This is a genomic window from Mesorhizobium sp. B1-1-6 (assembly GCF_006443035.1).
Lineage (GTDB): Bacteria > Pseudomonadota > Alphaproteobacteria > Rhizobiales > Rhizobiaceae > Mesorhizobium.
Window position 1 is genome coordinate 1 of the sequence record NZ_VFWR01000019.1, and the last position, 20,756, is coordinate 20,756.

Genomic DNA, 20,756 nt, shown 5'->3' on the forward strand with positions numbered 1-20,756 from the left:
TTCGACTACACCGCGACGCTTTCGGGACTTTCGATGATGCCTGGCGGCATCGCCATGCTGATGCTGATGCCGATTTCCGGCTTCGTGCAGCCGAAATACCTGATCATGATCGGCATGTCGGCGGTTGCCGTGGGATTGTGGCACCTGACTTCACTGTCGCCGAATGCCGGTTTCAGCTATTTCACCTATGCCCGCATTTTCATCACGGTAGGGCTTCCCTTCCTGTTCATCCCCATTTCGACGGCCGCCTATGTCGGCCTGCCGCCGCAAAAGACCAACCAGGCCTCGGCGCTGATCAATGTCGCCCGCAATATCGGCGGCAGCGTCGGCGTATCGCTCTCCAACACCGTCGTGGCGCAGAACGCACAACTGCATCAGACCCATCTGATCGGCAACACGGCGCAGTCCTCGCCTGTCTATCAGCAGATGCTTCGGCGCATGACTGACTATTTCGTCGCTCAGGGCTCGCCCGCGGTCGAGGCGAAAGTCCAGGCGGTCGGCTGGATTGGCCAGACGATAGGCCGGCAGGCGACGCTTCTGGCTTACGTGGACTTGTTTCGCTACTCCGCGATCGCGACCGCCCTGCTCGTGCCGCTCGCACTTTTGCTGCGCTCTCCCAAGTCGAGTTCCTCCGCGAAATAGCTTCTACCGAGGCAGGCGCTCCTTCGAGCAAGGCAGTTTCATGGAACCGGGCGGCGCTTGTCTGGTTACGTCCCATGACACGGAAAAAAGGAGACAGACCGATGGCCAAGGAAAAGATCCGGCCACAAGACGAAGATCGCGAAGCCGTGCATCTGGCCGAAACGACCGACGTCTCGCCCAAGCAGGCGAAAGATCTTATCCGCAAGCACGACAACGACAGGAAAGAGGTGAAAAAGGAAGCCAAGAACTTCAAGGCTGAGGGGTAGGCGTTCGGGCGGATACTGCCGGCCGCTTCGACGCCGCGCGCCTGCCGCAATATGGAACCGGGACGCGAACGGTTCGTTCGAATAAGTGGGCCGGCCTGAAAATTCACCGCCAAGGTTTCTGCACCTTGGCCACAGGACAACGGCAATGAAATCGAAACTGGTTTCGAAAGTCGCGGGACAGAGGACCTTCGTGGTGGTGCTCGAGCCTGGCGAAGAGGCGATTGGCGTGCTCACTGCCTTTGCCAGCGAAGAACAGATCGACGGCGCATCGCTGACCGCGCTCGGCGCGTTCGAGCGAGCAGCGGTCGGTTGGTTCGATTTCGAGGCAAAGGACTATCGCAAGATACCGGTCAACGAGCAGTGCGAGGTTCTCAGCGCGATCGGCGACATTGCCTTGGGCGATGACGGCAAGCCCAGCCTCCACCTGCATGCCGTGCTCGGACTGAGCGACGGAGCGACGCGGGGCGGACATCTGCTGGGCGGCGTCGTGCGACCGACCCTGGAGGTCACACTGGTCGAGTCCCCCGCTCATCTGCGCCGCAGGAAACACGCCGATCTCGGCATCGCCTTGATCGACCTGAGCGCCTGACCTGGACATTGCTTCGAGATCAGGTCCAGTTGGAAAGAACCGTCTCCATCTCGACCGTTTCGACCTGCTGCGCGAACCGCTGATGATAGACGGTCATCAGCGCGTCGTGTGTTGCATCCGAAGAGCTGCACAGGGCATCCGTCACCAGAACCACGCGGTAGCCGATATCGATCGCGCCAAGCACTGTCGCCAGAACGCAGACGTCGGTCTCGCCGCCGGTGATGACCAGAGTGTCGATCCGGCGGGATGAAAGCAGCGTGTGCAGATGCCCTTCGGGCCACGGTGAATAGATATGCTTGTCGACAACGATCGCCGGCGGGCAGCATGCCGCCAGCGGCGGCAGGAGTTCGATCATCTCCTCGCCGATCCTGTCGATGGTCATCGATGCCCAGCGTTCATAGTACCGCTTCCAGGTGCCGGCGCCCTGCCCCGGGCTTCGCGCCGGAAGGAAGCGAGTGAAGATCGTTTGTGAAGGATATCTTTCGGCAAGGCTGACGATCCGGGGAAGGACACGGGTGATCCAGGGTGTCGCCCACTCCGACGGCTCGGCGAACAGCCGCTGCATGTCGACACACAGATGGGCGCAATGATCGCCCAGAGGTCCATATGCCAGACCCGGAACCGACATCAGCAGCGACCCGCTTTGTCGTCTTCGGCGTCGAGCCGGCACAAGGCGGCCAGGGACGGATACCTGAACGCACATGCCAGCCGCATAGGGGTTCCGTTCAAGTCGACATCCTTGCGCTAGTCCCCAGTTTCTCGAGTGCCGACCAAACGCGAGGCAGCGAAACTCGTTCCCCTCGGGCTTTCGGAAACCACATCATCGGTGGAACGTTGACCAGCATCGAGGTTCGAGAGATCGGCCAATGGTCGCGCAGCAAGAAATGAGAGAACGAACCGGGGGATGCCTGTGCGGCAACGTCCGCTATCGCACCATCTCCAGGCCGCGCGCTCACTATTGCCACTGCGACATGTGCCGACGCTCGACCGGCAGTGCGTTCGCAGTCCTGGCGTGGGTACCATCGGCCAGCTTGCAATGGCTTTCCAACAAGCCTTTCTGCCGCAGGTCATCACCCATCGCACAAAGAAGCTTCTGCCGCGACTGCGGATCGCCCATCGCGTTGGCCTACGATGCATCGCCGGATGAGATCGCCCTGCATGTCGGAACCTTCGACGATCCCGCCGATCTCGAGCCACGCTACAATTACGGATCCGCGCAACGGCTCGGATGGACATGCTGCGGTGTGGACCTGCCGCACCACGACGCCGAAGAGCGGTGGTAGAAGCCGTGGCCGCTGCTTTTCCGCTGCCTTTGGATACCCGCCCCATGGAGGCCAAGGCGGCCGACGCACTGCCGGGCGACGACGGTCTCTGGCAGTATGAGCCGAAGTGGGACGGATTCCGCTGCCTGGCCTTCAAAGGCACCGCAAGCGTCGATCTCAGGGCCAAGTCCGGCAAGCCGCTCGGCCGGTATTTTCCGGAAATAACGACACTGTTGCGCGATCTCGATACCCAGTCTTTCGTTCTTGACGGCGAGATAGTCATCGAAGTGAATGGCGATCCTTCCTTCGAGGCCTTGCAGATGCGGCTTCACCCTGCCGAAAGCAGGATTCGCATGCTGAGCGCGCAAACCCCGGCCCGTCTCGTCCTGTTCGATATTCTCGCCGATCCGGACGGGGGGATCATGCTCGACAAGAGCTTGACGGAACGACGGGCCGCGATTGAGCGCTTCGTCATGAGGTCGGGCGTTTCCTCGTTGCGGTTGTCGCCGCGCACCACCGACGTGACCACCGCCAGGCGCTGGCTGGGCGAGGCCGGCCACGGCTCCACCGATGGAGTTGTCGCCAAACTGCTGATGGACCCTTATCGGCCGGGCGAGCGCACCATGATCAAGGTGAAGCGGCTGCGCACCGCGGACTGTGTCGTCGGCGGGTTCCGCTACCTGACGGGCAGCAGCCAGGTCGGATCCCTGCTGCTCGGTCTCTATGACGACCACGGCAAACTCGACCATGTCGGGTTTACGTCGACGATCGGCAAGGACGACAGGGCAGAAATTACCGCGAAGCTCGAGAACCTGAGAGGCGGACCCGGCTTTACCGGCAAGGCTCCCGGCGGGCCGAGCCGCTGGAGCACCGAACGCAGCGGGGAGTGGGAGCCCGTGCGGCCGGAGTTGGTGGTCGAAGTCCGTTTCGATCACGTCACCGGCAATCGGTTTCGCCATGGAACGAAACTGCTGCGATGGCGGCCGGACAAGGCGCCCCGGCAATGCGGGTTCGAACAGATTGAATGAAGGGAGGCTGGCAATGAGCATGCTCTACCGCGCGGCCAAGATTGCCGAGGACGCGCATCGATCGCAGACCGACAAGACCGGGCAACCCTATATCGAACACTGCAGGCGCGTGGTCGACACGGTCGAAACCCTTGACCAGAAGATCGTGGCTTATCTGCATGACGTCCTCGAAAAAGGGGAAGGCTGGACAAGGACAAGGCTGAAATCGGCGGGGTTTGGCCCCTCGATTGTCGCCGCGGTCGATGCACTGACGAAGAGGCCTGGCGAGAACGAAATCGCTTTCGTGCGCCGGGCTGCGTCAAATCCCCTGGCGCGGGCGGTCAAGCGTGCCGATCTGGCCGACAACCTGTGGCAAGCGCGCCGGGCCGGGATTCCTCTCGCGAAATTTGAAGAGGGCCTGCGCATTCTCGACGAAGACCGCGCAGCGTGAAGGCGACCTGGGCCGGTGTCATCGCACGACAACCCAATGGAATCGGTTCCCTTGGATAGATCCTGCCGCTGCCCTGCTATTCCACTATGTGAGGCGTGTGGCGCTCGTCTTCAGCGGGATCGGCGTCTATGCGAGCCTTGCCGGGATCGAAGGCGGCATGGCGAGCAAGCACCCAGACAGGCGCCGCGGGCTCTTCATACGCCCACATGAAATCATCCGCCGATCCGCCAACGGCATGCACACGCCAATAGCTCGCAGTGCCTTTTGGCGATATCGAGGTGGTATCGGTTTTCTCGAGCAGGTCGAAATAGATGTCCTGGAACGGGATGTAGAACACAGGATCCCTCCCCGTTTCCTGGACCTGCAGCGCATGTTCGGTGGAGGCGATGATGGCGTCGGAGAATCTGACAGTCACCGTTCCATGGAAAGGCTGAATATGGAGATTGTTTCCCGACGGTGATCGGGGCTCGGCTGAAGGGTTCATTTGAGTGTCTCTGAGATTTCCAATTGGTAAAGTTCAAGGGCCGGTCTCAAAGGCAAAACGAGGTAATGCGGGATTGGTTGCGCGAATGCGGCGGCTACCTCGCGATGCTGCATCCCAGGCCCAAGGCGGAACACCAACCGATCCCACTGAGAGGAACAACGGGCCGGGTCGGCGGTTATCCGTTAGCCTTTCCGATTCCACGATCCATCAGGATAGCCGAGTTCTGGCGGCGGAAAGCGATGCAACTGGCGACAAAGGGGCCACACGAGGCACCCGTTCATATCGGAGACATGAGATGGAACCGCGCAAGAAGCAACGATCCGAACAACGGGACGAAACTGAAGCCCCGGCAATCCAGCAGGCGGACTGGGATGCAATCAAGGGCGGCAGGGTTCTTCCAGACAAGGTGTCCGACAACGTCGACGCCGTCGTCGACGTCGAGAAGGAAGGCGACCTGCCGGAGGAGGACGATGACAACGCCTACCAGAACAGCGACGAGGCATTGCCCGACGACGAAGAGGAAGGTGCCATATCGCGCGATCTGGCCAGGCGAGCCGGGCCTTTTGACGAGACGTGACCCCAGGGGCGCCTACACTGATCTGGCGCCCGGCAACCATCGAGTGGCCGAGGGTGTCAGGGCAACGGGCACTCCGTGCCGCCACGAAAATCTCTTCACTTTCCGACGCCGGGATATTGCCTTTCCTTCAGCACGCTGGCCAGATGGGCCGCATTCGAAGCCGCCATTTCGATCATCTCGACCACGGCTTCCGGCGTTCCGGGCAGGTCGACATAGTTGACGTCGCCCATAGCCTGCCCAACCCAATACACGCCGCTGTTGGCAGGAATCGTGAAGCCGACGTCGTTTAGCGCCTGAAAGCACGCCGCGTGACAGGCGTGAGCGCCGTCTTCATTGCCGACGATCGCCACGATCGCGACCTTGTCGGCGGCCGGCATCCGGCCTTGTTTGTCGGTTTCCGATAGAAACGCATCCATGCGTTCCAGGACGCGCTTGGCGACACTCGACGGCTGGCCGAGCCAGATGGGCAGGCCCAGCACGAAGATGTCGGCGTCGAGGATCTTCCTGCGGAGCTGCGGCCAACCGTCTCCCTCGCCCATGTCCGACAGCACGCCGGGTTTGACGTCATGGTCGAGGGCGCGAACAATCTCGCCGCGCACCCCATGCGGCACCATTGCCGCCAGCAGATCCGCCAGCAGGCGGTCCGTGGACGATTTCTCGGCGTCGTCGGAGGCCTTCAAGGTGCAATTGAGCGCAAAGGCGGTGAGCGGCATGGAAAGATCTCCCGAGTGCGTTCTGTGCCAAACGCACCGGGACGTCGTGGGTTGCCTGAACCCGACAAGAAGCTTCACCTTCCACCTAGGGAACCATCGAACGCTCCGCGGTGTTGGAGAACGAGCCCTTTGCGTGAGTCGTCCCCGCTATGACCATGCCGCTTCATCCAACCTTGACCGACCTAGCCCTGCGCCTGGCTCTTGCTTTTGTTGCCGGCGTGATCATCGGAATGAACAGGGAAGCCCGCGGCCACACCGCCGGGCTCAGAACAACCATCCTGGTCGGCCTGGCGGCCGCGATCGCGATGATGCAGGCCAATATCCTACTCGAGGTGGGCGGCAAGGGCCCCGATTCGTTCAGTGTGATGGACGTGCTGCGTTTTCCGCTGGGCGTGCTGACGGGCGTCGGCTTCATTGGCGGCGGAGCCATTCTCCGCCGCGGCGACTTCGTGACAGGTGTCACCACGGCCGCCACCTTGTGGGTCATGACCGCAATCGGCCTCGCCTTCGGCGGCGGACAACTGGCACTTGGCACAGCGGGGACGGTTTTGACGTTGATAACGCTTCAGGTGCTGAAGCAGGTCGATCTGTGGATCCCACGAACCCATCATGCGATCCTGGCGATCTCGTTGGCGAACGGCGTTCCGCCTGACCTCGACGCGCTGGTTCAACCGCTGGGCTATCGCTGGCGCTTTCTCGGAATGCAGCACGACATCGAGCGCGGCCGGTTCGTATTCTCCTTCGAGCTGAGCTGGAAACAGCCCGACGCGGCCAAACCCTCCGTCGAGATACTGGCTCGGATCAGTCCGCGCTACGACATCGAACGGTTTGACGCGATCAGCGATAAAGGTCCCCGACCATAGGCAGGGCAGCGATGCGTCCTCGTCCCTGCCTCGGATTCGACCGGAGCCGGAACAAATCCGGACTTCGCGCTTTGAACACGCAACACTGTTCGAGGCGATGGCTTGCTGTCCCTGTCGCGCGTCATCCCGATCGACCCTCCTCGAACAAGGAAGGAAGATATCATGAACAAGGCAATCATCATCCTGGCGGCACTCACTCTGGCTTTGCCTGCCCATGCTCAGTCCCAAAACGCACCCCTTCCCCCGGACGCACCGGCACCGGAAGCCGTGCCAGGTCAGACCGGCCCCGACCAGGGCATCACCGGACAGACATTCACCAACATAGCCATCGTCGCATTGGCGGACTTGCCACCCGACCTCAAGGCTAAGGTCGAGACCGTGGTTGCCCAGACCAGCCAGGAAGACCTTCACGTCCTGCAGCGTTCGGTCAGCGCATCGCCGGAAGCTTCCTCGGTCCTGGCCGCGAATGGACTTGATGCCTCCGAAGTGGTGGCGGCCAACATTGACGGCGACGGCACGCTGACGCTGATCATCCAGACCACGACCTGACGGCGTGGGGCAGAACCCGGTGCTTCGGCGGATGTCCCATTCCCGGTGCCAGGCGGCAACGGTCGAAGGAGGGCGTCATGGCTGACGCGACGGTCCGCAATTTCACGATAAACTTCGGGCCGCAGCACCCTGCGGCGCATGGCGTCCTGCGGCTGGTGCTCGAACTCGACGGCGAAGTCGTCGAACGCGTCGATCCGCATATCGGGCTGCTGCATCGAGGCACGGAGAAGTTGATCGAGTACAAGAACTACCTACAGGCCCTGCCCTATTTCGACAGGCTTGACTATGTGGCGCCGATGAATCAGGAGCACGCCTTCTGCCTGGCGGCGGAGAAGCTGCTCGGGATCTCGGCTCCACAGCGCGGCCAGCTCATTCGCGTGCTGTATTGCGAGATCGGCCGGCTGCTGTCCCATCTGCTCAATGTCACCACGCAGGCGATGGATATCGGCGCCCTCACGCCGCCGCTCTGGGGTTTCGCCGAACGCGAGAAACTGATGGTGTTTTATGAACGGGCATCGGGCGCCCGCATGCATGCCAACTATTTCAGGATCGGCGGCGTACATCAGGATCTTCCTCCGGACCTGTTGGACGATATGTGGGATTTCTGCGATCCGTTCCTCAAGGTCTGCGACAATCTCGAAGAACTGCTCACCGAAAACCGCATATTCAAGCAGCGCAATGTCGACGTCGGCGTCATCGGTCTCGACGATGCCTGGGCTTGGGGATTTTCGGGCGTAATGGTGCGTGGGTCGGGCGCGGCATGGGATTTGCGCAAGGCGCAGCCTTACGAATGCTACCCGCAGATGGATTTCGATATTCCCATCGGCAAGAACGGCGACTGCTATGACCGCTACCTCGTACGAATGGAGGAGATGCGCCAGTCGGTACGGATCATGAGGCAATGTCTTGACAAGCTACGGTCGCCGCAAGGCCAAGGACCGGTCGCAATTCCCAACCGGAAGATCACGCCGCCACGCCGCGCGGAGATGAAACGCTCCATGGAAGCGACCATTCACCATTTCAAGCTTTACACGGAAGGCCATCACGTGCCCGAGGGCGAGGTCTATGCCGCCGTCGAGGCGCCGAAAGGCGAGTTCGGCGTCTATCTGGTTTCGGATGGGGGCAATGTTCCTTACCGGTGCAAGATTCGCGCGCCGTCCTTCGCACATCTGCAGGCGATGGACTATCTGTCCCGGGGGCACATGATCGCCGACGTCTCGGCGATCATCGGCTCCCTCGACATCGTCTTTGGAGAGATCGATCGCTGAACCGCCGTCGCCGCCCGCGGGACGCGGGCAGCGCTCTCGCAATGTCATCGATGGTCAGTGTGCCGTCTGCGAATGCGCGCCGCCTGCCTGTGAGATGCCGTTCAGCGCTTCGCCGGCTCGTGCTGCCTCGCCGTTTTTCGTGAGATCGCCAAGCGAGATGATGCCAACCAGCCGTTTTTCACGGCTGATCACCGGCAGCCGTCTAACCTGAAGGTCCCCCATCTGCTGGAGCACGTCTTCGATCTCCTCGTCGTCGTAACAGTACCTGATCTCGGCGCTCATCACTTCGCGTATCCGCGTATCCGGGCCCCTACCCTGGGCGACGCCACGGACGGCGATGTCGCGATCAGTGATCATTCCGACCAGCCGGTCGTCCTCGCCTACGGGCAGAGCGCCGGCATCGAGGCTGGCCATGGCGGCGGCGGCCTCCCGCAGGGTCTGGTCCGGACTGGCGACCTGAACGCCTTGCGTCATGCAGTTGCCAACTTTCATGATGTTCTCCTTTGGTTGAAGCGCCCCTTGCCGTTGCTGTGATGGAAACACGATGGAGGGACAATGGCGCCGGCCCAAGAGGTTCCATTGCCACGGGATCGGGATTCATGCGTCGCACGTTCAGACGACGCGGCTGCCGGCATGCATCGGCGACTCTTCGTTCTCGTCGGGATTGGGCAGAGGCGCCTCGTCCGGGAGTTGTTCCGGATCAGGCTCCTCGATCGGTTCGGGCTTCCAGGTCGGCGCCGGCATCGGCACGTCGCGATTGGGATCTGGTTTTCCTGGGTTTGGCATCGGGATCACCTCCCTTCATTCGGGACGCAACTCCTGGCCGGCGTCATTTGTTCCATGGCCAATTCGCGGTCGCCTCCGGCCTTGCCGCCACGGATCGAGACGGCGCGCTGCCGATCGGATCCGCCGGTCGACTTCAGCCCCGTCTTTCGGAACCGGACGGTTTTCCAATCCGTTGTCTCGACATCGATCGAGGAGAAAGACGATGGCTGGTGACGAGAGAATTTCCGGCAGCAACTTGCCCCAAGTCGCGGTCGACAGTGAACAGGTCCGGCAACTGGTGGCGACAGCCGATCTGCCGTCCAATCAGGCACGCGAGCTCGTGCGCCGTCACGGCAACGATCCGCACAAGCTCGAAGAACTGGCAAAATCTATCAAAGCGGTAAGCTGACCGTCGGGACGGCGTCCGACTCCGTCAGATTTCAAGCAAGGCATAGGGTCGGCCGGTCGGTTTGGAAACGTGCATGGCGACGTTGTAGACCCTCGCCCCGCCGGGCGTGCGGCCCTCATAGCTTCCCCGATGCGCATGGCCGTGCACGACAGCACTGACCTGGAACCGGTCGATCGTTTCCGCCAGCCGCGACGAGCCCAGAAACGGAAATATCTCCAGGGGTTCGCCGGCGATGGTCTCGACGATCGGAGCGTAGTGCAAAATGACAAGCGTGCGTTTTGCGCGAACCTGGCGCATCGCGTTCTCAAGCCGCATGGCCTCGCTGACGCTCTCGGCGACCATCGACTTGATGGCCGGCTCGCCGAAGGAGCCGAGCATGCGTGAACCGAACCCCCCGACGAACCCTTTCACGCCGACAAAACCGACCTCCTCTATTTCGGTCGTCTGCCCGTCGAGGAGATGGACGCCCGCTTGACGCAGGATTTCCGCGACGTCCTCGACCGCACCGGATTCATAATCATGGTTGCCGAGCACGCCGACCACCGGGATAGAGCAGGCGCGCAGGTCTTCGGCGAGGATCTCGGCTTCGCGGGGCTTGCCCAGATTGGTCAGATCGCCTGGAAGAACGAGGATATCGGCCTCGCGCGACATTTCGCCGAAGAGATCGCGATACGATGTCTGGGCGTCCTCCTTCACATGCAGGTCGCCAACGGCCGCCACCTTGATCGTGGCGGTGCCCTCCATCGCCGGAGCGTCTTCGGTCCGTTCAGCCATCACGAAATTCTCCTGTACCGCCGACGCCGGCGAAGCCCCATTCCTTGACGTCGATTTCGTAGTCGGTCTGCGAAAGCAGGCGCCCGCGGCAGATCTTCATTCTGGGGGAAGGCAATTGGCGCTGCTTGGCAAGGCGGTCGAGCAGTTCGTCAAGCAGCCATGTGGGGATGCGGTCGCGCTCGCTCGGATAGATCCATCTGAAACTGAGAATCTGCATCAGCAGCACTTCCCAGTGGACTTCCAGGTAGGACAGCAGCCTGTGCCAGTCGATCTGGTCCTGCGCCTTGAGGATCGTATGGGCGATGTCCGCCCCGTCATGACGCCCTCGGTCCTGGATGAAGCATTTGGACCATATGAGCTCGGTCGGGCCGACGATCCTCACCCGGCTTCCCAGCAGTTCGGTTTGGCGGGCATGCTCCATCCACTGGTCACTTACCGGCATCGTTCCATTCGCCGAGGCGAATATGATGTCGAAGAAATGCGTGCCCTTGAAGACCTTCCCAAGCCACCGGTCATCCTCGATTTCGACCGCATAGCCGAGCTGCTTGAAATGGGCCAGGATGCGCGAGAAGTCGCCTGCCTTGCAGAAGATATCGAGATCCTTGGTCTGACGGATGACGCCGGTGTAGGCGCTTACCGCATAGGTTCCGGCGACAAGGAAAGGAATGTCGGTGGCGGCGAGTTCGCGAATGGCTTCGGTATAGAACACCTCCGCCTCGGCGTTCTTGAGCGTCGGGGCGGCCTTTGCGTCGATCGCGGGAAGGGATGCCGGAACAGTTCCCGGCAACGGATCGTTGATCATGGCACGCATGGCTCCCACACATCGGCAACCGATTGATCGCCCGCGTTGTTAACAGCGGGAACCCTGCCTGGTTCCGCCACGGTCGCGTTGCGGCCTGAAGGAAATCGGGCGCGACGGGCAAAATTACCCGCGGAGTCCTGGGTTTCAATATGGTTGCATGGGCCGTTTCCCTGCATGGAACCATCGCCATTCGGCATCGTTAGCCCGGACAGCCGAAGCTGCCTTCGGGCGATCGGGGTGTCTGGTTTCAAGCGCAGACGATATCCAGGATGTATGTTCTTGCCCTAGCGACAGACTATGACGGCACGCTCGCCGAAGACGGGGTCGTCTCCGATGCGACCTATGCTGCGCTCGAACGGCTGAAGCAGACGGGCCGCAAGCTGATCATGGTGACCGGCCGCGAGCTTGCCGATCTTGAGCGGGTCTTTCCGGCACTCGACATCTTCGACAGGGTGGTCGCCGAAAACGGCGCGTTGATCTATACGCCCGCTTCGAAGAAGGAACGGCTTTTGGCGCCGGCGCCTCCGGCTGAATTCGTCGACCGGCTGAAGCGTCGCGGGGTCGCGCCCCTGTCGGTCGGACGCTGCGTCGTGGCCACCTGGGAACCACAGGAAGCCGCCGTGCTGTCGGAGATCAAGGAGCTTGGACTTGAGCTCGAGATCATCTTCAACAAGGGCGCGGTGATGGTGCTGCCAAGCGGGGTCAACAAGGCCACCGGCCTTGCCTGCGCACTCGAGGAATTGGGGTTTTCCGCCCACAACGTCGTCGGCGTCGGCGATGCCGAGAACGACCATGCATTCCTGCGCGCCGTCGGCTTCGGCGTCGCCGTGGCCAACGCATTGCCGACCGTTAAGGAGACGGCGGATTTCGTCACAGCCAGCCCTCGAGGTGCCGGCGTGGTGGAACTGATTGAACAGCTCATATCGCGCGATGCCGGCTTCGTGGAGACGGCTCGCCAACACGTGGAAGTGGGAACCGACATAGCGGGCGCGCAGGTGCACCTTTCACCGCATGGCGGCGGCGTGCTGCTGGCCGGCACGTCCGGCATCGGCAAATCCACGCTTGCCACCGCGTTGACCGAGCGCTTTGTCGAGAAGGGCTTTCAGTTTTGCGTTCTCGACCCCGAAGGCGACTATCAGGAACTCGAGAATGTGGTGGTGGTTGGCGACGCCAAGACCCCGCCGATCTCGCGTGAGGTCTTCGATCTTCTGTCCAAGCCAACCAACAATGTCGCTGTCAACATGCTGGGGCTGAAGACCGCCGAACGGCCCGGCAATTTTGCCAAGCTGCTGCCGGACATGGCCAGCATTCGCGCGCGCACCGGCCGACCGCATTGGCTGATCATCGATGAGGCGCATCATCTCTTGCCCCAAGCCCGTGACGGCGCGTCTTTCGCGCTGCCCAAGAGCCTCCCCGCGACCATCCTGATCACCGTGCACCCCGATCTGGTTTCGCGCGACGTCCTGGCTGGCGTCGAAACCGTCCTGGCGCTTGGACCGGAAGCCGACAAGATCGTCGCAAGCTTCTGTGCCGCCACCGGCATCGACGTCCCCGACGGCGCCGTGCCGCCTCCAAAGGACGAAGTCCTGTTTTGGAACCGATCATCGGGCGAGCCGATCAGGACGGTCAAGGTCGAACGGCCTCGCCAGGTTCGCAAGCGGCACATGCGCAAATATGCCGAGGGCGACCTTGGCGACAACAGCTTCTATTTCCGGGGGCCGGACGGAGCGCTTAACCTGAAAGCGCAGAACCTGATGATGTTCCTTCACATCGCAGAAGGCATCGACGATCGCACCTGGGAACATCACCTGCGCGCCGGCGATTATTCGAAATGGTTCCGCAGCAAGATCAAGGACAAGAACCTCGCCGACGAGGTGGCGGACATAGAAACGGATACCGGCACGGACATGCAGGAGAGCCGCGCGGCCATCGCCGAGGCCATTGGCCGCCGTTACACTGCTCCCGCGGACTGACCTTGAGCCGGGGTAGACGCAAGCCCATCCCGATTCCTCGGGATGGACCTTTCTCATGTCATGATACGGAGCGAGCGTCAGCGCGCCTGGCTGAAATGCCTAGCGGTTTTTGTGGCTCTGTTGGCCCGCTCTTACATGTTGTTCGTGCGAGCCGCCCCGCATGTTGGAGCCGTCGCCCTGTTGCCGCTCATTGTTGCCTGCGGCCTGTTGCTGCTGGCGGTTCTTGTTTTCCGTGTTCTTGTGGCTCTGCTGGCCCGCCTTCACATGTTGCTCGTGGCTACCACCTTGATTGGGCATGGTAATTCTCCTTTCAATCCAACTTCGAGACGACGGTCGTCTCCCCCGGAGAATGCAGATTTCGGCGCCGACGTTCCCTCACGTAATATTTCGTGACATCCTGCCAAAGGGACGAAGGCGGACCGAGCTTGATGCCGACCGGCGGGAGAGCGACATGCCTGAAGCAGCGATCATCACCCCGAGGGTGTGACGCGCCACACTGTGTTTCCGACATCGTCCGCGATCAGCAGCGCTCCGGTTTTGTCGATGGCAACGCCGACCGGCCGACCACGCGCCTCCTCCTGGTCGTTGAGGAAACCTGTGACGACGTCTTGAGCCATGCCGCTCGGACGGCCACCGCTGAATGGCACGAAGACGACTTTGTAGCCATTCAGCCCGGGACGGTCCCAGCTGCCGTGCTCGCCGACAAAGGCGCCGCCTCGATAAGTCTGCGGCAGGCTGGTTCCGGTGTAGAAGGCCATGCCCAACGGTGCCACATGCGAGCTCAGCGCATAGTCGGGAACGATCGCCTTGGCGACCAGATCGGGGCGCTGCGGCATTACCCGGGGATCGACATGCTGGCCGTAATAGCTGTACGGCCAGCCGTAGAAGCCGCCATCCTTCACCGATGTCATGTAGTCTGGAACCAGATTTGGCCCAAGTTCATCGCGCTCGTTGACGACAGTCCAGAGTGCTCCGGTCTGCGGCTCGAAGCTCAAGCCGTTCGGATTGCGCAATCCGCTGGCAAAAATGCGCGATCGTCCGGTGGCCCTGTCCACCTGCCAGATCGCGGCACGATCCTTTTCCGCGCCGATGCCGTTTTCGGTGATGTTGCTGTTCGAACCGACGCCGACATAGAGCAACGAACCGTCCGGGCTGGCGACGAGGCTTTTGGTCCAATGATGATCGATCGGACCGCCCGGCAATTCCGTCAACCTGACACCCGGCGCGGTGATCTTGGTGTCGCCTGGCTTGTAGGGGTAGCGCATGATCGCGTCGGTGTTGGCAACATAGAGGTCGTTTCCCACCAGGGCGACGCCGAAGGGCGAATTCAGGTGATCGAGGAACACATCCCGGACGTCAGGCACGCCGTCGCCATTGCTGTCACGCAGCAAGGTGATGCGGTTGCTCGGTCCCGTATCGCCGCCCGAGGTGACAAGCGATTCGATCAGGCCCATCACGATATCCTTCGGCCGTTTGGCTGGCGGTTCCGGCGGGGCCTTCGATTCGACGACCAGCACATCGCCGTTCGGCAGGATGTAGAGCGAGCGCGGATGCTGAAGCCCGGTCGCCAGCGCATGGATCTGCAGGCCCTGCGCTACCGTCGGCGTTTCATCCTTCTTCCAGCCGACCACGGATGCAAGATGCATCGGCGGGAACAGATATTGCTTTATCTCCGGCAAATTCGGGTTGGGGCCTATCTGAGTGCTTGGGTCGGCGGCATCGTTGCTGCAGCCCGCGGCGCCGAGCGTCGCAAAGCAAAGGAACGCAAGCCCTGTACCATAAGCGCGTCGCTTGCCGGATCGATCAAACGGTTTCATCGGCCACTCCCACGTGGTGGCGGTAGACAAGGGCCCAGCCCAGCCAGCCGGTGAATATCAGGATGAGTACCACCAGCGCCGACAGGATCAGGCCTGTGGGCAGGACCGAGGTCCAGGCATCACGGGTATGTATGAGCATGTTGAAGAAGGAGAGTATGACCGCCAGCGCATTGCCCAGCATGTGCAGCCACGCAGTTTTATGTGCGCGCACCCGGCGATCGCCCAGGAAGTCGGTGAAGCCGGCAATGGCGGCTAGGACGCCGACGATCACCCCGACCGTCAGCAGCCAGGCGGAGAAATTCGCCCACATCATCTCCGCCGTCCGCCAGTAGTTCAGGTCCGTCAGCAATGCGCCGACGAAGCAGGCGATGGGAATGGGCACGAGCATCGGATGGATGGGATGGCCGGCGATGCTGGCCGTGGAAGCCGGATTCTCCCTTGCCATGAGGAAGTCCTTCCATATCAACTCTTGGTTGGCCCATAAACAATCCCCAAGGCCGGAGGTTCCTGCCTGATGGTCCCGGCGGGTCGCCGCGGACCGAGTTCAGCGGTCAGATCGGCACGGTCGCCAGCACCTGGCGGGCGATGATCAATTCTTCGTTAGTGGCGATTGCGTAAACATCGACTGCGCTGCCCTCGCCGGTGATCCGCCCTTTTCCCGACCGGTTTGCATTCGCGTCGAGCAACACGTCCAGCCATCGCAGGCGCTCGCAAACCGCTTCACGGATCTGCCAGGAATGCTCTCCGATCCCTCCCGTGAACACCAGCGCCTCGATACCCTGGAGCGTGGCTCCCATCGCCGCGATCTCGCGGGCGATCCGAAACGTGAAGAGATCGATCGCCTCCGCCGCACGAGGATCCTTGCTGCCAAGCAATGTCCGCACATCTGCCGACACTCCCGAAACGCCGAGCAGGCCGGACTTGTGATAGAGCAAGGTCTCCAACTCTTTCACGGACATGCCGCGCGCCTGCTGAAGGTAGAGAAGCACGCCGGGGTCGATGGCGCCCGGCCGCGTGGCCATCATCAACCCGTCAAGCGCGGTGAACCCCATGGTGGTGTCGAGACTTCTGCCTTCGCGCATGGCGCACAGGCTGCATCCGCTGCCGAGATGCGCGACCACGCAACGCTTGCCCCGGAGTCCGGGCGAAAGCGCCTGCAGCTGGCCTGCGACGAATTCGTAGGAAAGGCCGTGGAAGCCGTAACGGCGGATCCCGCTTTCCTCGAACTCGCGCGGCAGCGCATAGCGGTTGACGGGCGGCTCCAGCGTGCGGTGAAAGGCGGTGTCGAAGCAACCGATCTGGGGTAGGCCGGGCAGCAGTTTGGAGATCGCACGAACCGGCGCCAGGCCGGCCGGCTGGTGGAGCGGTGCCATCGGCGTCAGCGCGTCGAGCGCCTCGACGATCTCGCCGGTCAGCAGGACCGGAGTCGAAAACCGCTTGCCACCATGGACGATGCGATGGCCGACCGCGCTCAGCGGAGCCTGCGCAAGATACGGATCGAGGACATCGAACAAGTCCCGCAGGAGAACCTCTACGGGCGGGCTTGCGGGCTTGACGGCGCGTTTGAAGATGGATTTGCCCGACGCGTCCTTGGCGACGAGGCTTGGCTCGTCATCCAAGTCTTCGCACGCACCGCTCACCGTGAGCACCGGCCCCTCCTGTGATCCGGCTTCGAACAGGCCGAACTTCAGGCTGGACGAGCCTGCATTGAGGGCGAGTATTGCGCTGGTCACGAGCGGCACTCCCCGGCGGGCACAGCCTTAACCATCCGCCGCGCCCGCTTTGTCGCGCCAGGCCCAGTTCCGGATCTCGGGCATGTCCTCGCCATGTTCGCGAACATAGCGCGTGTGCTCGTTCAGGCCGTCGGCAAATCGGGCCCTCGCATCGGCTGCCCTGGCGCTCAGCCCCGGCACCCGGTCGATCGCCTCGATGGCTAGGTGAAAACGGTCCAGTTCGTTGAGCACCGCCATGTCGAAGGGCGTGGTCGTCGTGCCCTCTTCTTTGTAGCCGCGAACGTGGAAGTTGTCGTGATTGGCCCGTTTGTAGGTCAGCCGGTGAATGAGATAGGGATAGCCGTGGTAGGCGAAGACCACCGGTCTGCCGGTCGTGAACAGCCTGTCGAATTCCGCGTCCGCCAGGCCGTGGGGGTGCTGCTCCTTGGGTTGCAGCGCCATCAGGTCCATTACATTGACGACGCGTATCGCGAGATCCGGTATCGCCTGGCGAAGAAGGTCGACAGCGGCGAGCGTCTCCAGCGTCGGCACGTCTCCCGCGCAGGCCATCACCACGTCGGGATCCTCCCCTCCACGCTCGGTTCCCGCCCAATCCCAGATCCCGATGCCGGCCTCGCAATGACGTATGGCGTCGTCCATCGGCAGCCACTGGGAAGCCGGCTGCTTGCCGGCAACGATCACGTTGACCCGATTGTAGGTTCGCAGGCAGTGATCCGTGACCCAGAGCAGCGTATTGGCATCCGGCGGGAAGTAGATGCGCACGATGTCCGCCTTCTTGTTGGCGACGAGATCGACGAAGCCGGGATCCTGGTGGCTGAAACCATTGTGGTCCTGCCTCCACACATGGGAGGTCAACAGATAGTTGAGCGACGCGATCGGCCGCCGCCAGACAAGTTCACGCGAGACCTTCAGCCATTTGGCGTGCTGGTTGAACATGGAATCGACTATGTGGATGAACGCCTCGTAGCATGAGAAGAGGCCGTGCCGGCCGGTCAGCAGGTATCCTTCCAGCCAGCCTTGGCAAAGATGTTCGCTCAGCACCTCCATGACGCGGCCGTCGCGCGCCAGATGCTCGTCATAAGGCTCGATCTTTTCCATCCAGACGCGCTCGGTCGCGTCGAAGACCGCATCCAGCCTGTTGGACGATGTCTCGTCCGGTCCCATGAGCCTGAAATTGCGGGCATCGGCATTCAGCCGTATGACCTCCTCGATGAACGCTCCCATGAGCTTCGTCGCCTCGGCCCTTGCGCCGCCGGGTTTCGGGACCGCGACCCCGAAGTGGCGGAAATCCGGCAATCGCAACTCCTGCTTGAGCATCCCTCCATTGGCATGTGGATTGCTGCCCATGCGCCGCTCGCCGTCCGGCGCCAGGGCCTGTAGCTCGTTTCGAAACCTGCCCGCTTCATCGAAAAGCGTCTCGGGCCGATAGCCGCGCATCCAATTTTCCAGAGCTGCGAGATGGCCTGCATCGTTTCGCGGGTCGGTGATCGGCACCTGGTGCGCGCGCCAGAAACCCTCGACCTTCTTGCCATCCAGCTCCTTCGGGCCGGTCCAGCCCTTCGGGCTTCTCAGCACGATCATCGGCCAGCGGGGCCGATGATCCACTCTGCCGGTCTCGCGCGCTTCCTTCTGGATTTCATCGATCCGATCGAAGACAGTATCGAGCGTTTCGGCCATCAGCCGGTGCATCGCCCGCGGTTCGTCGCCTTCGACGAAAAAAGGTTCATAGCCATATCCAGTCAGCAAGCTTCGCAACTCCTGCGCGTCGATCCGGGCGAGCACCGTCGGATTCGCGATCTTGTAGCCGTTGAGATGAAGGATCGGCAGGACAGCGCCGTCATGGACCGGATTGAGGAATTTGTTCGAATGCCAGGAGGCTGCCAGCGCCCCCGTTTCCGCCTCGCCGTCGCCGATCACGCAGGCCACGACGAGGTCCGGGTTGTCAAACGCGGCGCCATAGGCGTGAGCCAGCGCATAGCCGAGTTCGCCGCCCTCATGGATCGACCCCGGCGTTTCCGCGGCGGCATGGCTCGGGATGCCGCCCGGAAAGGAGAATTGGCGAAAGAGCTTGCGCAGCCCATCCTCGTCGCGACTGACCTCGGGATAGATTTCGCTGTAGGTCCCTTCGAGATAGGTATTGGCGACCATCCCCGGTCCACCATGGCCTGGGCCGCAAATGTAGATCACGTCGGCAGCACGCTGCCTGATGATGCGATTGAGATGGACGTAGATGAAATTCAGGCCGGGCGTAGTACCCCAGTGGCCAAGCAGGCGAGGTTTGATGTGCTCCGGCCGCAACGGCTCCTTCAGCAGCGGATTGTCGATCAGATAGATCTGCCCGACCGACAGAAAATTCGCCGCCCGCCAATAACGGTCGATAAGATCGAGCTCTCCTTGTTCAGGCCGGCTACGCATTGCCCGCACGAGTTTCTCCTTGGCAAAGCTGGTTGTAATACGATGCGTCCCGCCCGCATTGAATAATCCGACAGCGAAGTCGAGGTTCCCATCAAATGCGAGCCGCCCCACGCGGCCGGCCGGGGAAATCTTGCCTCAGCCGCGGATTTCACCATCTAAAGGCGATGCCATCGCCCGGAACCAGCAATCCCACGGATCCTCGCCAGGACGACCTCTTTGGTGCGCCCGACAGCTTGCCGGAAGGATTTCGTTACCGGCCCGAACTGATCACGCCGGCGCAGGAAGCTGAACTGGTGCGGGAGCTCGAGAGCCTGTCCTTCCAGCCATTCGATTTCCACGGCTATCTCGCCAATAGGCGCGTGGCAGGCTTCGGCCTGCGCTACGACTATGAGCGGCGCCAGGTGATGGAGGCGCCGCCCATACCAGGTTTCTTGCTGCCCTTGAGGGACAAGGTAGCCGGCTTTGCCGGCCTGCCTGCCGCCGATTTCGTGCAGGTCCTGATCAACGAATATCGGCCGGGCGCCGGCATCGGATGGCATCGCGACAAGCCGCACTTCGGCATTGTCGCCGGAGTGTCGCTGTTGGCTGCTTGCAGTTTCCGCCTGCGCCGCAGGAACGGTGCGAAATGGGACCGCGAAACCGTCACGGTCGAGCCGAGATCCGCATATCTGATGGCGGGCGCCTCCCGGACCGAGTGGGAGCACAGCATACCGCCGATGAAAGAGCATCGCTATTCGATCACGTTGCGGACGCTCCGGCCGTTGTGATCGTCGGACAGCGACTGCGACAGCCGGTGCAGCATCTCGCGTGAACTGCCGAAGCGAAGAAATTTCGGCCGGGCATGAAACTTTCCCTGCCACCGATGGTTTTGCCGACGGGTTTTGCGGGTGAGCGATTCGATTGAGGAGGCGGCGATGAGCGCTACCGGACTCGAGATTTTCGACAAGACCACCCAAACCACCAACGTCTGGCTGGACGAGATCATGGCCGACCACGGACAGGATCGCCAGTTCGCTTGGCACCTGCTCGGCGTCGTCCTGCGCACCGTCAGGGACCGGCTGCCGGTCGACATGGCTTCGCATCTTGGAGCGCAGTTGCCGCTGCTCGTGCGCGGCACCTACTATGAGCAGTTCGAGCCGTCACGCCTGCCGCAAAAGAGCCGTTCTCTTGAAGAGTTTCTCGGCCCCGTTGAGCAGGGCATGAACGATACGCGTCCCGTCGACCCGAAAGCCGCGGTTCAATCGGTCTTCAAGGTCCTCTTTCATCATATCGACCCCGGTCAGATCAGAAAGGTCCGCGCCTCGCTGCCTGAGGACGTACGGCAGCTCTGTCCCGATCCCGATACGAAACACTGAACCTCCTCTCGGTTCGAGAGGGCGGCGTGCTCAATAAAGGAA

Annotated in this window: 25 protein-coding genes and 1 pseudogene; 14 read left to right on the forward strand and 12 right to left on the reverse strand. The window is 62.0% G+C overall.

What is annotated here, in order from left to right:
• The 3 genes and pseudogenes from FJ979_RS28245 to FJ979_RS28250 form a co-directional block, all read left to right on the forward strand.
• Nucleotides 1–642 (forward strand): annotated as a pseudogene (locus tag FJ979_RS28245) (EmrB/QacA family drug resistance transporter); the annotation flags it as partial.
• A 101-nt stretch (nucleotides 643–743) separates the two neighbouring features.
• The gene (locus tag FJ979_RS32705; RefSeq protein WP_181165226.1) at nucleotides 744–908 is read left to right on the forward strand and encodes a hypothetical protein; all 165 of its coding nucleotides are present in this window, start codon (nucleotides 744–746) and stop codon (nucleotides 906–908) included.
• A 145-nt stretch (nucleotides 909–1,053) separates the two neighbouring features.
• The gene (locus FJ979_RS28250; RefSeq protein ID WP_140513575.1) at nucleotides 1,054–1,497 is read left to right on the forward strand and encodes a PPC domain-containing DNA-binding protein; all 444 of its coding nucleotides are present in this window, start codon (nucleotides 1,054–1,056) and stop codon (nucleotides 1,495–1,497) included.
• A 19-nt stretch (nucleotides 1,498–1,516) separates the two neighbouring features.
• Here the strand turns inward: FJ979_RS28250 and FJ979_RS28255 are convergent, their stop codons facing one another.
• A complete protein-coding gene (locus FJ979_RS28255) occupies nucleotides 1,517–2,125 on the reverse strand; it encodes an isochorismatase family cysteine hydrolase (protein ID WP_140566345.1) in 609 nt (202 codons plus the stop codon).
• A 238-nt stretch (nucleotides 2,126–2,363) separates the two neighbouring features.
• On the opposite strand from FJ979_RS28255, the gene FJ979_RS28260 reads away from it, so the two are divergent.
• From FJ979_RS28260 to FJ979_RS28270, 3 genes are read left to right on the forward strand one after another with little or no spacing between them, the layout of a single operon-like run.
• Nucleotides 2,364–2,780, forward strand: coding sequence for a GFA family protein (locus FJ979_RS28260; RefSeq protein WP_140584373.1), 417 nt, complete (start codon nucleotides 2,364–2,366; stop codon nucleotides 2,778–2,780).
• Entirely contained in the window at nucleotides 2,732–3,787 is a 1,056-nt protein-coding gene (locus FJ979_RS28265; protein ID WP_140560377.1) for an ATP-dependent DNA ligase, read from the forward strand. Before FJ979_RS28260 ends, FJ979_RS28265 begins: the two co-directional genes overlap by 49 nt.
• 13 nt (nucleotides 3,788–3,800) lie before the next feature.
• Nucleotides 3,801–4,217 carry an HD domain-containing protein gene (locus FJ979_RS28270; RefSeq protein WP_140560366.1) on the forward strand — a complete coding sequence of 139 codons (417 nt, stop codon included), beginning with the start codon at nucleotides 3,801–3,803 and terminating at the stop codon, nucleotides 4,215–4,217.
• A 76-nt stretch (nucleotides 4,218–4,293) separates the two neighbouring features.
• Here the strand turns inward: FJ979_RS28270 and FJ979_RS28275 are convergent, their stop codons facing one another.
• On the reverse strand, nucleotides 4,294–4,632 hold the full coding sequence (locus tag FJ979_RS28275) for a DUF427 domain-containing protein (protein WP_318013176.1): 339 nt from the start codon (nucleotides 4,630–4,632) through the stop codon (nucleotides 4,294–4,296).
• Between the two features lie 364 nt (nucleotides 4,633–4,996).
• Here FJ979_RS28275 and FJ979_RS28280 point away from each other — a divergent pair, with 364 nt between their 5' ends.
• Entirely contained in the window at nucleotides 4,997–5,278 is a 282-nt protein-coding gene (locus tag FJ979_RS28280) for a hypothetical protein (protein WP_140513579.1), read from the forward strand.
• Between the two features lie 95 nt (nucleotides 5,279–5,373).
• Here the strand turns inward: FJ979_RS28280 and FJ979_RS28285 are convergent, their stop codons facing one another.
• The gene (locus FJ979_RS28285; protein WP_140560364.1) at nucleotides 5,374–5,991 is read right to left on the reverse strand and encodes an NAD(P)H-dependent oxidoreductase; all 618 of its coding nucleotides are present in this window, start codon (nucleotides 5,989–5,991) and stop codon (nucleotides 5,374–5,376) included.
• A 149-nt stretch (nucleotides 5,992–6,140) separates the two neighbouring features.
• Here FJ979_RS28285 and FJ979_RS28290 point away from each other — a divergent pair, with 149 nt between their 5' ends.
• From FJ979_RS28290 to FJ979_RS28300, 3 genes are all read left to right on the forward strand, one after another.
• Entirely contained in the window at nucleotides 6,141–6,854 is a 714-nt protein-coding gene (locus FJ979_RS28290; protein ID WP_224655833.1) for an MgtC/SapB family protein, read from the forward strand.
• 162 nt (nucleotides 6,855–7,016) lie between these two features.
• Nucleotides 7,017–7,403 (forward strand): hypothetical protein, encoded by a 387-nt coding sequence (locus FJ979_RS28295; RefSeq protein WP_140513581.1) that lies wholly within the window; start codon nucleotides 7,017–7,019, stop codon nucleotides 7,401–7,403.
• Nucleotides 7,404–7,480: 77 nt separating this feature from the next.
• Nucleotides 7,481–8,671 carry an NADH-quinone oxidoreductase subunit D gene (locus FJ979_RS28300; RefSeq protein WP_140560363.1) on the forward strand — a complete coding sequence of 397 codons (1,191 nt, stop codon included), beginning with the start codon at nucleotides 7,481–7,483 and terminating at the stop codon, nucleotides 8,669–8,671.
• 54 nt (nucleotides 8,672–8,725) lie between these two features.
• Here the strand turns inward: FJ979_RS28300 and FJ979_RS28305 are convergent, their stop codons facing one another.
• Nucleotides 8,726–9,163, reverse strand: a complete 438-nt coding sequence (locus FJ979_RS28305; RefSeq protein WP_140496149.1) for a CBS domain-containing protein — start codon at nucleotides 9,161–9,163, stop codon at nucleotides 8,726–8,728.
• A gap of 120 nt (nucleotides 9,164–9,283) precedes the next feature.
• Nucleotides 9,284–9,457 (reverse strand): hypothetical protein, encoded by a 174-nt coding sequence (locus tag FJ979_RS28310; RefSeq protein ID WP_140522262.1) that lies wholly within the window; start codon nucleotides 9,455–9,457, stop codon nucleotides 9,284–9,286.
• Between the two features lie 202 nt (nucleotides 9,458–9,659).
• Between FJ979_RS28310 and FJ979_RS28315 the strand changes: the two genes are divergently transcribed.
• The gene (locus tag FJ979_RS28315) at nucleotides 9,660–9,845 is read left to right on the forward strand and encodes a hypothetical protein (RefSeq protein ID WP_140496151.1); all 186 of its coding nucleotides are present in this window, start codon (nucleotides 9,660–9,662) and stop codon (nucleotides 9,843–9,845) included.
• Nucleotides 9,846–9,869: 24 nt separating this feature from the next.
• Here the strand turns inward: FJ979_RS28315 and FJ979_RS28320 are convergent, their stop codons facing one another.
• Both FJ979_RS28320 and FJ979_RS28325 read right to left on the reverse strand, forming a co-directional pair.
• On the reverse strand, nucleotides 9,870–10,619 hold the full coding sequence (locus tag FJ979_RS28320) for a metallophosphoesterase (protein WP_140496152.1): 750 nt from the start codon (nucleotides 10,617–10,619) through the stop codon (nucleotides 9,870–9,872).
• A complete protein-coding gene (locus FJ979_RS28325; protein ID WP_140496153.1) occupies nucleotides 10,612–11,421 on the reverse strand; it encodes a nucleotidyltransferase family protein in 810 nt (269 codons plus the stop codon). Before FJ979_RS28325 ends, FJ979_RS28320 begins: the two co-directional genes overlap by 8 nt.
• 269 nt (nucleotides 11,422–11,690) lie before the next feature.
• Between FJ979_RS28325 and FJ979_RS28330 the strand changes: the two genes are divergently transcribed.
• Entirely contained in the window at nucleotides 11,691–13,394 is a 1,704-nt protein-coding gene (locus FJ979_RS28330) for an HAD family hydrolase (protein WP_140556677.1), read from the forward strand.
• Nucleotides 13,395–13,493: 99 nt separating this feature from the next.
• Here the strand turns inward: FJ979_RS28330 and FJ979_RS28335 are convergent, their stop codons facing one another.
• From FJ979_RS28335 to FJ979_RS28355, 5 genes are all read right to left on the reverse strand, one after another.
• Entirely contained in the window at nucleotides 13,494–13,691 is a 198-nt protein-coding gene (locus tag FJ979_RS28335; protein ID WP_140496155.1) for a hypothetical protein, read from the reverse strand.
• Nucleotides 13,692–13,864: 173 nt separating this feature from the next.
• Complete coding sequence (locus FJ979_RS28340; RefSeq protein WP_140556675.1) at nucleotides 13,865–15,211, reverse strand: sorbosone dehydrogenase family protein; 1,347 nt, start codon at nucleotides 15,209–15,211, stop codon at nucleotides 13,865–13,867.
• Nucleotides 15,198–15,656, reverse strand: a complete 459-nt coding sequence (locus FJ979_RS28345; protein WP_140496157.1) for a DUF2231 domain-containing protein — start codon at nucleotides 15,654–15,656, stop codon at nucleotides 15,198–15,200. The genes FJ979_RS28340 and FJ979_RS28345 overlap by 14 nt, the downstream gene beginning before the upstream one ends.
• 106 nt (nucleotides 15,657–15,762) lie before the next feature.
• On the reverse strand, nucleotides 15,763–16,944 hold the full coding sequence (locus FJ979_RS28350; protein WP_140584375.1) for an acetate/propionate family kinase: 1,182 nt from the start codon (nucleotides 16,942–16,944) through the stop codon (nucleotides 15,763–15,765).
• 27 nt (nucleotides 16,945–16,971) lie between these two features.
• Complete coding sequence (locus FJ979_RS28355) at nucleotides 16,972–19,359, reverse strand: phosphoketolase family protein (RefSeq protein ID WP_140584404.1); 2,388 nt, start codon at nucleotides 19,357–19,359, stop codon at nucleotides 16,972–16,974.
• Nucleotides 19,360–19,523: 164 nt separating this feature from the next.
• Between FJ979_RS28355 and FJ979_RS28360 the strand changes: the two genes are divergently transcribed.
• Together FJ979_RS28360 and FJ979_RS28365 are read left to right on the forward strand one after the other, a co-directional pair.
• A complete protein-coding gene (locus tag FJ979_RS28360) occupies nucleotides 19,524–20,126 on the forward strand; it encodes an alpha-ketoglutarate-dependent dioxygenase AlkB (protein WP_140556672.1) in 603 nt (200 codons plus the stop codon).
• Nucleotides 20,127–20,273: 147 nt separating this feature from the next.
• A complete protein-coding gene (locus tag FJ979_RS28365; protein ID WP_140584376.1) occupies nucleotides 20,274–20,714 on the forward strand; it encodes a DUF2267 domain-containing protein in 441 nt (146 codons plus the stop codon).
• Nucleotides 20,715–20,756: the final 42 nt, after the last annotated feature.